Below are 14,870 nucleotides of genomic sequence, written 5' to 3' on the forward strand. Positions count from 1 at the left end.
AAGTGGTAATGATACCACCTAAAATAGTGTCCGGAATTATTGAACCACAACATTGAATGTGTAATTTACAGATCGCCTTGTCTTGTCCTAATGAAGAGTCTTCAAGGGTTTGTAAATGATGAGCACAAATCTCAGCGCCAATGGCTTTGGCGGAGGTTTTTAAAAAATGTGCTTCTTCTTTTATTTTGTCGAGTTGCTCGGTACGATATAATGTGGCGATGTGTTGTAAGCTTTGCTTGTACCAAAAATTGTTGTTGAAAGCGCATAATTTCATTGTGGTCATTACCAATAAGGTCAATCATAACCTGCTGATTTATTATTTTTAAATTAGCTATTTCATGTTCATTCATACCACCTCCCAATTACTTGCTTGAATTTGTCTAAGGTAATAGGTTTACTAATAAAGTCAGACATGCCTTTAGATAAACAATAGTCCCTGTCGCCCTTCATGGCAGCACCCGTCACCGCTATTATCGGAATATGTGGTTTATCTAAATTATTCTCTATTTCACGGATCTGCCGCGTCATTTCATAGCCATCCATTTCAGGCATATGGCAGTCAGTTAAAATTAATGTGTACGCTTTATTCTGCCATTGCTTTAACCCTAGAAGCCCATTCTCAGCAATATCACATTGATAGCCAAGCTGGTTGAGTTGCTTTGTCATAAGGTTTTGGTTAAAGGGATTGTCTTCGACAAGTAAAATAGTCGGGTTATCCTGCTTGTTTGCGTCAGTTGCGGCATAAAGCAATGAGTCATCACAGACTTGAGTAAGCTGACTGTCAATATCTGTACTTTGATTATGTAATTGTGGTTCGCACACAAGATTCAGGTCAAAATCCGTTGCGCTGAGACTTGGCGTTGAGTCATTGTGAGTATGTACTAATCGGCGCAAAAGCTTTTGTATCGAAAACAGTGTTTGTGTACTCAAAAACCCAGTAGGTGTGTCTTTAATTAATTGTTTAAGCTGTGTTATGTCACCTTTTTCCACAAGGACGACCGCATTGTGGTCAATCGTTTTTAACATATTGTATTGTAACGAGGACTGCATGTTATCGACAGCGAGTATATAAGTGCTGAGCTTATCTAATTGGGGTAAGGCCCCCCAATCAATTATATGAATTTCATTACAAAACATCTCAACTATTTTGATAAGTTGCTGTATATTTTGAGCTGTTGAATTTGAGCAAATGAGGGTGATAACCGAAAAAAGGGTATCTACTTTACGAGGCTTGAATTGCCAAGTCGGTATGCGTACTGTAAATGTGCTACCTATATTCAATTCGCTGTGTAAATTTAACTGACCGCCCATCAAATCAATCAACCTGCCACATATTGCAAGCCCTAACCCTGTGCCCCCAAAGCGACGAGTGGTGGTTTTGTCTCCTTGTGTAAACGGGGAAAATAATTTTTTTTGCGTGTTTTTATCAATACCAATGCCATTGTCTTTCACTGAGATAACAAGCGTATGGATGATTTCATTTTCAGGCTCCCAGCTTACAGAAATATCAACGGTACCCGCGTGTGTTTTGTCGTTACCGCTAAATTTGATGGCATTACTAATTAGGTTAAACAGTATTTGTCTGATCCTATTGTCGTCGTTGTGTATGGTTAAAGGAAGGGTGCTTGATTCATATACGGACAAGTTAACCCCTTTACTGCGAGCAATGGGGCCAAATACAACCAAAATATTATAAAGTAGCTCTGAAAAGTCGAAACTAATACAATCAAGCTCTAGCTTACCGGCTTCTATTTTCGTAATGTCTAAAATATCGTTGAGTATTGCAACCAGATTATTGGCTGAAATTGATGCGGTATCTAATAGCTCTTGTTCTTCAAAACTATTTTGCTGGAGAGTAAGCAAGTCAAGTGCCCCAATGATGACATTCATTGGTGTACGTAGCTCGTGGCTCATCATTGAAAGGAAATCCGACTTAGACTTGTTTGCTGTTTCAGCATGTTCAAGTGCTTTATTTAATTCAGTGGTTCTATCTCGAACTTTTTCCTCCAGATTTAGATTTATTTCTTGTAGCTGTGCTTTGGTTTTATAGGCGGCGGTTTGATCTATTACAACCCCATCCATACGGATGCTCTCTCGTTGTTCATTTTTACTTACCAGCCCTTTCACTAACACATGAATGACATTGTTAGATGGTTGGATATATCGGCATTCTTGCTCAAATTCATTCCCGGTATCTAGTGCGTGTCTGAAGGCTTTAAATACATTCGAGGTGTCTTGTGGGTGAATGTTCTTCAACCAGCTTGTTATTTTGCTATCTTCAGTAAGGTCCATTTGAAAAATCGCATTGGCCTGTTTATCCCACTCCCATTCCCAATGCCCATTGCGTTTTAGGCTGCTCCAATTACCGATTTTACCCGCTTCTAAAGCAATGCGGCGATTTTCATTGGCCTCAGACAATGCTTTTGTCATTTGTTTTTCTTGGCTGCACTCCTGTAACGTACCATACCAGTATTTTTTATAATTATTGGGCTGGTTTGCAAGGAGTTGATACCAATGTAGGTGGCCATGTATGGCCATTCTGAATTCAAGACTTAAGGGTACATTTGCGATGGAATTAGTGAAAAATGACTTTAAGGTAAGTTGATCTTCTGGGTGGATCAAAGAAACAAATCGATCCCAAGATAAGCCTTGCGCGGGCGATTTTTTAATAAGCTGATAAAAACTGTCTGAGAAATAAACATTGTTGAGTGAGTTATCAACTCGCCAAATCCCTATTTTGGCACAGGAAATTGCGGTATCAAGAATATAACTTGAGTTAGGTGTTAACGGTGTAATGGCATAGGTTTGATTACAAGTGATGAGTATGTCGTAATGATTGGGTTTTATTTTATAGCAGTGTAATGTATAAGGAAATCTATTTTTAAAATACGCAGTAATACTTTTTGATTCATTCATTTTAATGCACTGATAAGAAACGCGCTGTGTGAATGCAAAGAGTGATGCTAAAGGTTTCCCAAGGAGTTCATTTATTGTGACGTTGAGTAGCTCACACGCGGGATTGTTCGCAGCGCAAACTTCTCCATTTTCAGTGACCTCTAAAAGAGGCAGCGCATCCAGTAATGAACTCATCTGTCTATCCTTGCTCTTAACTGGCTAAGGCCCGCTTTGCTTTTTCGACGGTTTTTAATATTGAGTGCTTAGTAGATGGCTTTGCAATATATGCTGTTAATCCAAGTGTTGCCCACTTTCGAATTAACTCTTTGTTTTTATTACTTGTAAGCGCAACAATTGGTAAATTTTTACAGTGGTTAATATTACGAATGTTTCTGGTAGTATTATATCCATCAAGCTCTGGCATAAATAAATCCATGAAGATCATGTCGTATTTTTGTTTTTTGAGTTTTTTAATTGCCACTAAGCCACTTGATACCGCTTCTACATTATGTCCTTCGTCAATTAGGATTTTACTGATCATTTCACGATAAATTTCATTGTCTTCAACGACCATGATTTTGATATTACGATTGGTCAGTGCAATTACTTTGTCGGAAGGGTCTTCAGCTGCATATTCAGTTGCTGAACGGGTGGTTTCAGGCAACGATTTTTCAATTAATAGTGCTGACAACTCAGCCAAAGTGATTTGCTTGTTTTTTAAGTTGTTAGTAAGTTCTTCGATGCTCATAGCGAGTTTTTTTTCGAGCTGGTCTAGCAACGGATCAATATGTTGTGCCCTGAGTTCTTTCATTAATGCCGTTTGGATATCATTAACCCCCTTGGCTTGTTCTAAATTTTTTCGTGCGTTTGTTAAAGTTTGCTGAGCGTCAACATGATAAACAGCTGCATCATCAATCAGCTGTTTGAGACTTACATCAATTTTACCAAAGTGCTCTTCTCGTATGTGTGTGGTGTCGTGTGCATTTTTACAGCGTAATAACGCATTATGTAATATCATGCGCAATCGATAGTTTTCATACATAGGTTTATAAACGAAATAGTCGCTGAAGACGTGCTTCATACAGCAGCGAAATCCAACGCCTGATTCCTTGTTTTCACACAGCAATATGTTTTCATGGGGGTAATCAAGAAAACCAAGTTGTGCTAACTGCCGGTACAGTTCAATACTTGCACTGACAGAAGGCATCGCGATAATGATGACAAGGGGGGCCGACTCAAGTAACACTTCTTTTATGTCATGCATTTTTGTGAGTACGCGAAAAGCACTGACTTGCGAACTAATTATATCGCTGACCCCACTGAGTTCTTCAACTTTGTTGCACAATAATACGACTTTAGGGTGGCGTTCGATATGTTCAATTTCTTTTCGAGCCATGGCTACGTCCATTCATGAATTTTTCATTACTAACATGGGTTATCTATATCTAAGTCGCATTAACATACGATAGGAGTAGGACATTATTACTACATCCTTTTTTACTATAGTAAGGTTATTCAGCAACGCAACCCGCATTAAAAAGTAATTATTTCAGCTAAAATTGGGTACAAATATGCGGTTGTATTTATATATCTGCTGTTTTACATGGAAATAGAAATGGGTAAATAGTGAGGTTTTTAATGCGTCATAAGTAAATTCAGGCTACAATTGCGACTGTATATCATTACCCTTGCGGTAGCATTTCATCAGTTTAAGGTTTCCAGCTTCTTCAATGACGGACATAACAACACATCGTGCTTCTCGAGCTCGATTATTAATTGCTTTGGCAATTACTTGCACATTTATGGTTATTCAATTAATCGGTGCCTATTTTTCGAATTCACTTGCTGTTGCAGCCGATGCAGGTCACTTATTTGTTCATAACAGTAGCTTATTCATTGCTTTAATTGCTTCTACATTGGCTATTCATTTGGCCAAAACATTCAATGATGGGTATAAAAAAACCGAATATGTAGGGGGGCTAATTAATGGCTCTCTTTATTTAGTCATTTCATTGGTTATTTTGTTTGAGGGCTCAGAGCGATTTTTAGAGCACAGCCAAGGGCATGATTTTGAAGTGAATACTTATTTGATGTCAGTAGTGTCGGCGATTGGGTTTTTATTTCATGGTGCATCAGCTTGGGTGTTATACAAAGGCAGAAAAGACAGTATTAATGTATATGCCGTTTTTTTACATTCATTTTTTGATCTTTTGTCAACGATATCAACGTTTGCAGCAGGTGTTTTGATCTATGTCACGGGCTATGAGGTGATTGACATTATTTCTAGCATGATGATCTCTTTGTTTGTTTTGTTTACTGGTGTGAAAGTCATTCGTAGTTGTGTTATTGGGTTGTTTTTTACGTCAGTGAAATTACCAAAAATTCAGCAAATTGAAAGTGAGATTCTACGGACTGAGCATGTTGAAAGTGTTCACAATATCGCTATCAGTGAGTTAGATGGTAAGTTGGCTGTTGGCGCACATATTGTTTTAAAACATCATTGTACAATCGATAATCATGATGAGTCATGCCGATCTCAAGTTGAGTTACTTTTGCAAAAAACATTTGGTGTTTCTAGCTGTGTTTTGCAAATAGAAAGTCATGATTGTCCTGAACATTAAATGTACGCTAATAAAATTGCGTAGTTACAGTATATAACTTGGCAAAATGGTGTTTTTCTTTTACCTTTAAGAGACTTAAGCTAAGAGACATGCCATTGCTCGCATTGAATAACAAATACAAGCCGATTATACTCACGCTAGCTCTGGCGACTATTGGCGGGTTTGTCAATCTATTACCCATTTGGTTTTTAGATAGTTCAGAGTTCTTGTTTGGCCAACTATTTGTTTTAAGTTGTTTGGTTTTATTTGGTTGGCAATATGCCGTACTCGCCATTGCTATTACCGGTAGCTTTATTTTTTATAGATGGGGGCATAGCTGGCCCTCCGTGGTATTTTTATTAGAAATACTCTGGCTACAGTTATTTTGTGTACGTCCGAAAAAACCATTTTTTACTCGAGGATTGAGTTTTTGGTTTGTGATCGGCTTGCCATTGTTATTTATTTTTGGCTTTTATGTATTACAACTCCCTTTATTAGTGATATTCACTGCGTTAGCAAAGTATTTTATTAACGCGACACTGTACCTTGCCGTCATCGATTTACTGAGCTTTTTTCTTATAAGAGCGTTATGGCGTGCCCAACCTCTCTATTCAATACTCAATTACACGATCAGTTTGTTAGTTGTGTTGGTGGTTTTGATCACATCAATTGTTTTAACCAATAATCATTACAGTAGAATAGAGTTTGAGGTGCAAGCCCAGCTTGGTGAAGCGTCTGAAACAATCAATAAGCAAGTTGAAGACTATTTACAAAGTTATACAAGAGCAATTTCAATGACAGCTCGAGGAATTGCACACGGAATTGACAAAGATTTTGCATTGGAGCGTTTAATATCGATGCACTCAGGGCTTCGCACAGCCATTGTTTCAGATGAAAAAGCATTTGTATCACATTATTATCCCGCGGCATTAAAAGAAAGTTTAGTTGGTGATATTCCTTCAATTGCTGACCGAGATTATTTTATACAAGCACCATTTCATCCTGACGGCTACATTTCTTATATTTTCCGTGGCCGTGGCTTTGGTGATGATCCCATTGTAGCAATTTCAGCACCAATTTTTGAGGGGGAAGAGTTTAAAGGGGTTGTGGAAGGCTCATTGATTTTTGAATCACTTGAACAGTTTATTCCCAAACTGCTGTCTCAAAAAGGGGAGTTAATTGTACTTGATGGCCGTCATCAGGTGGTATATAGCTCTTTGAAAAGTGATTTCAATACGTTAGATTTGGTGCCAAAAGATGTGTTTAATGGCTGGTTATCAAAAGACCAGCAATTGTTTACAACCAAGCATGGGCAGGTATTTTATCGTCAGGCATTTAAATCGAAAGCCTTAAGCTGGACTGTAGTCACAATGCTTGAGCGCAAGCATGTTAATTTGGCAGCAGCTGCAGCGTGGGGACAATCTCTGTTGTTAGCTGTTTTTATTATTGTTTTGAGCAGTGTTTTTGTGAGTCAATTAACCCGAATGCTGGTTAAACCGATTGCAGCGCTCAGTGATGACATTCATAAGTTTGAACCAGATAAGCTAATAGAGGACTCTTCTCAGTTAGATACCAGCTGTTTGGAGGTGATTGCATTACAACAACAATTTAATCAACTTGCGTTTAAACTCACGATGAACTTTTCTAAGTTGCAAATGGCCAGTGGAGAAAATGAGGCACTTAACAAGAGGTTAACTGATTTTAATTCAAAGCTTGAGCAACAAGTTGATGAAAAAACGCAAGAACTGATTGCTGCTGTTGCGGCGGCAAATAATGCCAGCAAAGCAAAGAGTCAATTTTTGGCTAATATGAGTCATGAAATTCGAACGCCTCTCAACGGTATTATAGGTTTAACCGGCTTATTAAAGGAGCAATTGGAAGAGGATGAAGAATCCGCACATCAACTAGAAATTATTCAAACATCAGCGCGTAATTTATTACTTATCCTAAATGATATTTTGGATTATTCGAAAATTGAAGCCGGTGCATTATCTTTGGATTTACATGCAACAGATCCATTTCGTATGTTTGATAGCTTAGCTGCCGTTTTTAGACAAACAGGATTAAAGTCAGGTGTGACATTTGAGTATTCAATTGATGCAAAATTGCCGGAATATATCCTTATTGATTCGTTACGAGCGACGCAAGTGATTAATAATTTACTGAGTAATGCGGGGAAATTTACGGAGCAGGGGAGTGTCACGTTAAAGGTTGAGTTTATCGAAGATCATATTGAAGTTTGTGTGAGTGACACGGGGATTGGCATTTCAGATGCTCAACAAGAAATTTTATTTCAAGAGTTTACGCAAGCAGATGTGTCTACAACGAGAAAGTATGGGGGGACTGGATTGGGTTTAACCATAACAAAGCGTTTAGTAGAAGCAATGGCCGGGTCATTATCCTTAGAAAGTAAGGTTGGGAAGGGCAGTCGATTTAAAGTGAGATTACCTGCAACAGCAACAAACTCAGATATAGCAACTCATGCATTTAAAAAAGTACCTGATCTTGCTGGGGTTGAAGTGCTATTAGTAGAAGATAATATGGTCAATCAAATTGTTGCATCGAAAATTTTAAGTAAAACAAACTGCACTTTACATAAGGCCGTTGATGGTATTGAAGCGTTAAAACACCTTGAGAACCATGCCACAGCTTTAGTATTGATGGATTGCCAAATGCCCAATATGGATGGCTTCGATTGCACACATCATATTAAGCATGCGCCTGACAAGTATGGCACGCCGTATATTATTGCGATTACTGCAAATGCATATAATGAAGATAGATTGAAATGCTTGCAATATGGAATGGATGACTTCGTCGCCAAGCCAATCGATGAAGAGTTACTGTTTAAAGCCATTGCGCATTGGTATAGGGTGTAACTCAGCTTAATAATTCGGATTTTACGGCTATTTGCGGTAATTAAAAAGCGGCTAGTTTCTTAATGAGCAGAGGAACTTATGTTACCCGACCTTATGATAATAGCAATAATTCTCATTTTTTATCTATATCGAGTTGATAACTATTTTTGTTTAGATTAAACTTAGCAGCAGTTAATGTTATTGAGATTGGTTTTCATTCATGTATATCTGCATATGCCATGGCGTCACAGACAAGAAAATAGTTCAAACCATCGAAAATGGTGCGACTAGCATGCGTGAGTTAAGCAAAGAACTGGGTGTGGGTACACAATGTGGGAAGTGTACAAACTGCACTAAAAAGATACTTAATGAGAAACTAATAGATATTGTTGATATAACCGACAAAGTAGCTTAAAACACGATAAACATTCTCATAGATTAAAAAAGGGCTTAGAAGCCCTTTTTTAATCGGTATATGACTTTTACATTAGAGTTGAGACTGTAAATAATTCTCTATCCCTGTCACCTTAATTAAGTGTTGTTGAGTTTCAAGCCAGTCAATTTGTTCTTCTTGTTCGTTCATTATTTTATCTAACGCATCACGAGATATGTAATCTTGGTGTTGTTCTGCGAGCGCAATCGCATGCTTTAAGTCAATGATCGATAGTTGCTCAAATGCCATGTTGGCCGCTATCATTTCTTCACTATTCTCACCAATTTTTAGGCGACCTAAATCTTGCAGGTTTGGTAATCCCTCTAAGAATAGTATTCGTTCAATTATTCGGTCTGCGTTTTTCATTTTTTGAATGGATGTTTTGTAGTCTGCTTTATCTAGTTGCATAAAACCAAAATCTTTAAACATACGCGCATGCAAAAAATACTGATTAATGCCAACAAGTTCATTTGCAAGCACCTTATTTAAAGCAATAATAACGTCTTTATTTCCTTTCATGATAGTGCCTTACCCAATTTGAGATTGAATGTAATTTTGCGAACCAATTTTTTCCATTAAACCAAGTTGCTGTTCAAGCCAATACACATGATCTTCTTCCGTATCGAATAATAGTTTCGATAATACTTCACGAGATTGATAATCTTGTTCTTGCTCGCAAATTGCAATTGCATTTTTAACACTGGAGACGACTTCAAGCTCAAGTGTTAAATCGTTTTGCATCATTGATTTTACGTCGTGACCAATCAGTAAATCACGACGGTTAGTCATATTAGGTACACCTTCGAGGAATAGTATACGCTTAATAAGCCAATCAGCGTGGGTTGTTTCCTCTTCCATTTCATGATTAAGGCGCTCATATAGTTTGCCCAGACCCCAATCATCATACATGCGTGAATGGATAAAGTACTGATCAATTGCCGCTAACTCGTTTGCCAGAAGTGCATTAAATGCATCAATGACTTTTTGCTTACCTTGCATACTATTCACCTTCATAAATTTAATTGTCGCCAGTTTATCCCAAAACACTGCCCTGTCAATAAAAATGCTTACAAATCATATGCTTGCAATTGATTTTAATTCGTATTACAGTTTGTTTTTAAACAATTAGAATAGAATTATTTGCATTAAGCTTCTGTCGTTTGTTGATCAAGCCACCCGCAAATGGAGCGCTTGTGCTTAAGCCTGTGCTTTTTTCTTGAGTTAGGGGGCGTAGTTGGGTATGGTACTGTTTAACACCCTTACTTTTTGGTTTCCATGTATAAATCATTTATTTTAGTCTTGTTGTTACTATGCCAGCCTTTGCTGGATAGTTTCGATGTAGCTAAAAACAATGATGCTTTTCATTTGACAACACACCTGCTTGATGCGACTCAAATTTTAGAAGCGCACTGTCAGGCTTCCGATGATCATGAACGCCATAAAATACAACATGACAATTTAAGTGCACAGTTATCAGAAGCCGCAAATGATGCCCATTGTCATGTGTGCCATTTGAGCCATGATTTATGGATGGGGGCTTTAACAAATAACATCGGTTATAAATCTGTACATCATCATCATACACAACATGTGTTTATAAATGCCCAATACAAAGTCCCGCTTCGACCTCCTCTAGCTTAGTAATTAAATCAAACTGTTCCTTTTTTAATTACTGAGAATCAAAATATGAAAAAAATTAATTTTATAGACATTAAGTCTATGGGTTTGAATGTGCGTATATATGCATTGGCACTGATGTTTACTTTGCCGGTTAAGGCGAGTGAGAACGATCATGGTCACGTAGACAACAGCGGTATTGAATTAACGACGCGTCAACAAGCCAATAGTGGGATCGAAGTGAGTACAGTGGTGCTCAGTTACAACAAAGTTGTTGCTGTAGCGCCTGCTGAGGTGATTAATAATGATTTCGCAACTGAACTGGTGAGCATTGCAGTGCCTTCACAGGTTAAAAAACGTTATGTGAGCTTGGGTGAAAAAGTCAAAAGTCAGCAAAAGTTAGCCACTTTATATAGCTATGAGGTCGCAAAAGCACAGATCCGCTACCGATTGGCAGAAGATGAGTGGCAGCGAGTAACGAAACTCAAAGGTGAAGCTGTGAGTGAAAAGGCATACTTGCTAGGGAAAGCTGAGCGAGAGGCCGCCGCAAGTCAGTTAAGAGATTATGGTTTTAATGAATCAGATATTATTAATACTCAAAAAAAACATGCCAAGCAACTGGGGCTTTACAATATTTATGCACAACTTGATGGCACCATACTACAAGAGCAATTAACCCTAGGGCGCCGCTTTTCTGGTGGAGAAGTTATTGCGAAAATAAGTAATGAAGCGCAAGTCTGGGTTCAAGCGAGGCTACCGCAAGATCAAGATTTGGAAATATACCTCAATTCTAAAATTAGTATATTACATGCCGGCCAACGATTTATGGCTCGTTTGCTTCAGGCCGGGCATAGTATAGACCCAAAAACTAGAACAGCCCTTATTCGCGTTGTTGTAAACAACCCTAACCACATGCTTCACGCAGGTATGTTTGTAAAAACGGAGTTTGTGACAGCTGGAACTGAACCTCAATTATTAATTTCTAGGGGGGCTCTGAGTCAAAGTGCTGATGGTGATTGGCAAGTTTTTATTGAATCAGAACCAGGACATTATGTCGCGAAAGAAATAAAAATAACGAAAGATTATGGTGACCAAGTCGAAGTAACAGGCTTGATGGTGGGTGAGCAGTTGGTGACTGGAGGTGTATTTTTCTTAAATGCACAAGCGGCGAAATCTAACTTTGATGTTCACAACCATTAGGAGAGGGCAATGCTTAATCGATTAGTGTCAGTTGTTATTGAACAACGTGTATTAGTGATCGGTGTGTTTATCACCGTTTTATTACTTAGTGTATTTCAAGCAAATAAATTAAATCTTGATGCCTTTCCTGATGTGACTAATGTACAAGTAGCCGTTAATACGCAAGCACCAGGCCTTGGTGCTGAAGAAGTCGAGAAATTAATAACGTATCCCATCGAAGCGGTGATGTACGCGCTTCCTGATGTTGAGCAAGTTCGTTCGATTTCAAAAACAGGTTTAAGTGGGATTACCGTTGTTTTCAAAGAAGGGGTTGATATTTATTTTGCTCGGCAACTTGTATTTGAGCGATTACAAGAAGCCAAAAACTTAATTCCAGATGGCATAGGCACACCTCAAATGGGTCCTAATACATCTGGGTTAGGGCAAATATTTCAGTATGTTTTGAAAACATCACCGGATTCAGATATTGATTTAATGACCCTGCGCAGCCTGAATGACTGGTTAGTGAAACGGTTGTTGATGCCTATCGATGGCGTGACAGATGTGTTGTCATTTGGTGGGCAGGTCAAGCAGTATCAAGTACACGTATCAGGAGATAAACTGTTGTCTTATGGGCTTTCTTTACAGCAACTGATGACCGCTTTATCGGATAATAATCAAAATGCTGGCGGTTGGTACCTCCCAAAAGGGGCCGAGCAGGTTACGATAAGAGGGAGTGGGTGGTTTGATAGTGACACACAAGGGCTTGAACAAATTGCGGAAGTACCCGTTAAAGTCGTTGATGGTACGGTGGTTAAAATATCTGATGTCGGGACGGTAAAGCTTGGCGCGGAAATTCGCCAAGGTGCTGTTTCCATGTCATCAAAGAATAGAGATGGGTCAATTGAGCGCCATGGGGAAGTGATCAGCGGTATTGTTTTAAAACGGATAGGCGCCAATACATCAGAAACAATCAATAGTGTTAACGACCTGATCCCGAAAATAAACCAAGCCCTTCCAGCTGGTGTAACACTGATACCGGTATATAACCAAGCAGAATTGGTGAATGCAGCAGTATCAACCATAACACAAGCATTAATAAGTGCTTTTGTAATGATCGTGATTGTACTTTTCCTATTTATGCTCGACGTGACGGTCACTTTTTTAGTGTTATTGGCTATTCCTATTTCAATTGCAGTTGCTTTGATGTTGTTAAGTCTGTTTGGTATATCAGCCAATTTAATGTCATTGGGCGGGCTAGCGGTTGCAATTGGTATGTTAGTTGATGGGTCTGTGGTTATGGTTGAACGTTTGTTTCATCAAGCGCAATTAGGCAAAGTCGGGTTTATTGAAAATTTAAAAGCAGGTGCGCAACAAGTTACGAAACCTATTTTACTGGCAACGAGTATTATTATTGTGGTATTTCTGCCGTTGTTTAGTTTTGAGGGAGTAGAAGCAAAACTATTTGAGCCCATGGCCATGAGTATTATATTTGCGTTGATTTCAGCTTTGTTCGTTGCGTTATTATTATTGCCAGCATTGTCTTCATTTTTATTGAGGAACAAAGAGAAGCCCCGTAAAAACCATCTGTTATTGAAGTTGGCAGGTATTTACCAGTCTAGTTTAATATGGGCGTTTAATCATGTAGGCGTAATGTGTATATTTGTGGCGATAGCATCCGGTGCGGCATTGTATTCGTTTAAGCAATTAGGCAGTGAGTTTATTCCTACCTTGGAAGAGGGGACATTAAACTTGCGGGTAACGCTTGCGCCATCGGCTAGCCTTGAAACGTCTTTAGAATTAGCCCCAAAGATTGAGCAACAGTTATTAACGTTTCCAGAAATAACTTATGCACTTAGTCGAGTAGGGAGGCCTGAATTGGGGGGGGATCCTGAGCCAGTAAATAATATTGAAATATATATCGGCCTGAAACCAACATCACAGCGACAGGGCGGACGAACTCGCGTTGAACTTGAGAAAGCCATTTCAAAGAACTTAGCTCAGTTTCCAGGCGTTTTGTTTACATTTTCACAACCAATAGCGACAAGGGTTGATGAGCTCTTATCTGGCGTTAAGGCTCAGTTGTCAATCAAATTAAGTGGCCCTGAATTGACTGTATTAACGGAGCAAGCTGAAGTAATTTCACAAGCAATAGCAGCAGTAGAAGGCACGGTGGATGTGGCGGCAGAACAACTAGGAGGTGAGCTGCAATTAATGATAACGCCAAATCGTACGGCATTGTCGCGTTATGGTATGTCAGTAAAAGACGTCATGTCAGTGGTATCACAAGGGATCGGAGGAGCCCGAGCAGGTCAGGTAATTGTTGCCAACGAGCGTTATGACATTCAAGTACGTTTAAACGCTAATGAACGTAATAGCCTTACGGCGATCAGAAACATTCCTGTGTTATCTGAGACCGGTGCGTGGCTTACGTTATCACAAGTGGCCAATATTGGATATCAACAAGGTCCCGCTCAAATTCGAAGGGATGACGTGCAAAGGCGTATTGTTATTCAAGCGAATGTGTCAGGTCGAGACATGGGGGGGGTGGTCAGTGATATTCAACGAAAATTGAATGAGGTGCCTTTACCGTCGGGGTATAGTTTGAAGATTGGCGGGCAATTTGAAAGTCAGCAGCGTGCTAATTTACGTTTGTTGTTTGTGATCCCCATGGCACTAGTTGGCGTTATGGTGTTGTTATATTTGGCTTTTAATTCAATTAAGCAAACATTGATTGTAACTTGTGCAATTCCCTTATCTCTTATTGGTGGCGTGATTGCATTGTATAGTTCGGGGCTCTATTTATCGGTGGCCAGTGCTGTTGGGTTTATTACATTGTTTGGTGTTGCTGTATTGAATGGGGTCGTTTTGGTCGATAGCATTAATCAACAGCGGCATACTCATAGTTTGCAATCTGCGGTGCTGATAGGGGCTCAGTCTAGGCTAACCCCTGTTTTGATGACTGCGATTACCTCTGTATTAGGGTTGTTACCGATGCTATTGGTTTCAACCACTGGCGCTGAAATACAAAAGCCTTTAGCGACGGTCATCATTGGAGGGATTTTTTCGGCCACTATACTGACATTATACATTTTGCCCACATTGTATTTTAGATCTTATAAGTAACCGTTATTGCGCACAATGAATCTTTATTGTGCGCAATAACACCAATGGAAATATAAATAAAAATCATTTGCAATAACTTTTGTAAGGTGTATATTCGCTACACCTCATACCCATTGTGTAAGTTTAGCGAAGTCATGTATTGAATGTGTGATAGCTTTACAA

The 14,870-nt window shown here is 39.0% G+C and carries 11 protein-coding genes; 6 read left to right on the forward strand and 5 right to left on the reverse strand.

The features are described from left to right. From J8M01_RS17070 to J8M01_RS17080, 3 genes are all read right to left on the reverse strand, one after another. Window positions 1–274, reverse strand: a 274-nt coding sequence (locus tag J8M01_RS17070) for an Hpt domain-containing protein (RefSeq protein ID WP_211058753.1), incomplete at its 3' end; no start/stop codon positions are given. A 68-nt stretch (window positions 275–342) separates the two neighbouring features. After that, on the reverse strand, window positions 343–3,090 hold the full coding sequence (locus J8M01_RS17075) for an ATP-binding protein (RefSeq protein ID WP_211058754.1): 2,748 nt from the start codon (window positions 3,088–3,090) through the stop codon (window positions 343–345). Window positions 3,091–3,106: 16 nt separating this feature from the next. Next, window positions 3,107–4,291 (reverse strand): response regulator, encoded by a 1,185-nt coding sequence (locus tag J8M01_RS17080; RefSeq protein ID WP_211058755.1) that lies wholly within the window; start codon window positions 4,289–4,291, stop codon window positions 3,107–3,109. Between the two features lie 334 nt (window positions 4,292–4,625). On the opposite strand from J8M01_RS17080, the gene J8M01_RS17085 reads away from it, so the two are divergent. The 3 genes from J8M01_RS17085 to J8M01_RS17095 all read left to right on the forward strand — a co-directional run bounded on the left by J8M01_RS17085 (window position 4,626) and on the right by J8M01_RS17095 (window position 8,768). Further along, complete coding sequence (locus J8M01_RS17085; protein ID WP_211058756.1) at window positions 4,626–5,516, forward strand: cation diffusion facilitator family transporter; 891 nt, start codon at window positions 4,626–4,628, stop codon at window positions 5,514–5,516. Window positions 5,517–5,605: 89 nt separating this feature from the next. Further along, the gene (locus J8M01_RS17090) at window positions 5,606–8,374 is read left to right on the forward strand and encodes an ATP-binding protein (protein WP_211058757.1); all 2,769 of its coding nucleotides are present in this window, start codon (window positions 5,606–5,608) and stop codon (window positions 8,372–8,374) included. Window positions 8,375–8,573: 199 nt separating this feature from the next. Then, window positions 8,574–8,768, forward strand: a complete 195-nt coding sequence (locus J8M01_RS17095) for a bacterioferritin-associated ferredoxin (RefSeq protein WP_210994762.1) — start codon at window positions 8,574–8,576, stop codon at window positions 8,766–8,768. 72 nt (window positions 8,769–8,840) lie between these two features. On the opposite strand, the gene bfr (J8M01_RS17100) is transcribed toward J8M01_RS17095, so the two are convergent. Both bfr (J8M01_RS17100) and bfr (J8M01_RS17105) read right to left on the reverse strand, forming a co-directional pair. Further along, window positions 8,841–9,305, reverse strand: a complete 465-nt coding sequence (gene bfr, locus J8M01_RS17100; RefSeq protein WP_210994763.1) for a bacterioferritin — start codon at window positions 9,303–9,305, stop codon at window positions 8,841–8,843. Between the two features lie 9 nt (window positions 9,306–9,314). After that, on the reverse strand, window positions 9,315–9,785 hold the full coding sequence (gene bfr, locus J8M01_RS17105; protein ID WP_192510020.1) for a bacterioferritin: 471 nt from the start codon (window positions 9,783–9,785) through the stop codon (window positions 9,315–9,317). A 276-nt stretch (window positions 9,786–10,061) separates the two neighbouring features. Between bfr (J8M01_RS17105) and J8M01_RS17110 the strand changes: the two genes are divergently transcribed. The 3 genes from J8M01_RS17110 to J8M01_RS17120 are packed head-to-tail and all read left to right on the forward strand — an operon-like array spanning window position 10,062 to window position 14,708. Next, a complete protein-coding gene (locus J8M01_RS17110; RefSeq protein ID WP_211058758.1) occupies window positions 10,062–10,427 on the forward strand; it encodes a hypothetical protein in 366 nt (121 codons plus the stop codon). A 45-nt stretch (window positions 10,428–10,472) separates the two neighbouring features. Then, on the forward strand, window positions 10,473–11,603 hold the full coding sequence (locus tag J8M01_RS17115; RefSeq protein WP_211058759.1) for an efflux RND transporter periplasmic adaptor subunit: 1,131 nt from the start codon (window positions 10,473–10,475) through the stop codon (window positions 11,601–11,603). 9 nt (window positions 11,604–11,612) lie between these two features. Continuing rightward, window positions 11,613–14,708: a CusA/CzcA family heavy metal efflux RND transporter gene (locus tag J8M01_RS17120; RefSeq protein ID WP_211058760.1), complete on the forward strand. Its 3,096-nt coding sequence runs from the start codon at window positions 11,613–11,615 to the stop codon at window positions 14,706–14,708. Window positions 14,709–14,870: the final 162 nt, after the last annotated feature.

The sequence above is a fragment of the Pseudoalteromonas sp. MMG005 genome (assembly GCF_018101015.1).
GTDB classification, from domain to species: domain Bacteria; phylum Pseudomonadota; class Gammaproteobacteria; order Enterobacterales; family Alteromonadaceae; genus Pseudoalteromonas; species Pseudoalteromonas aurantia.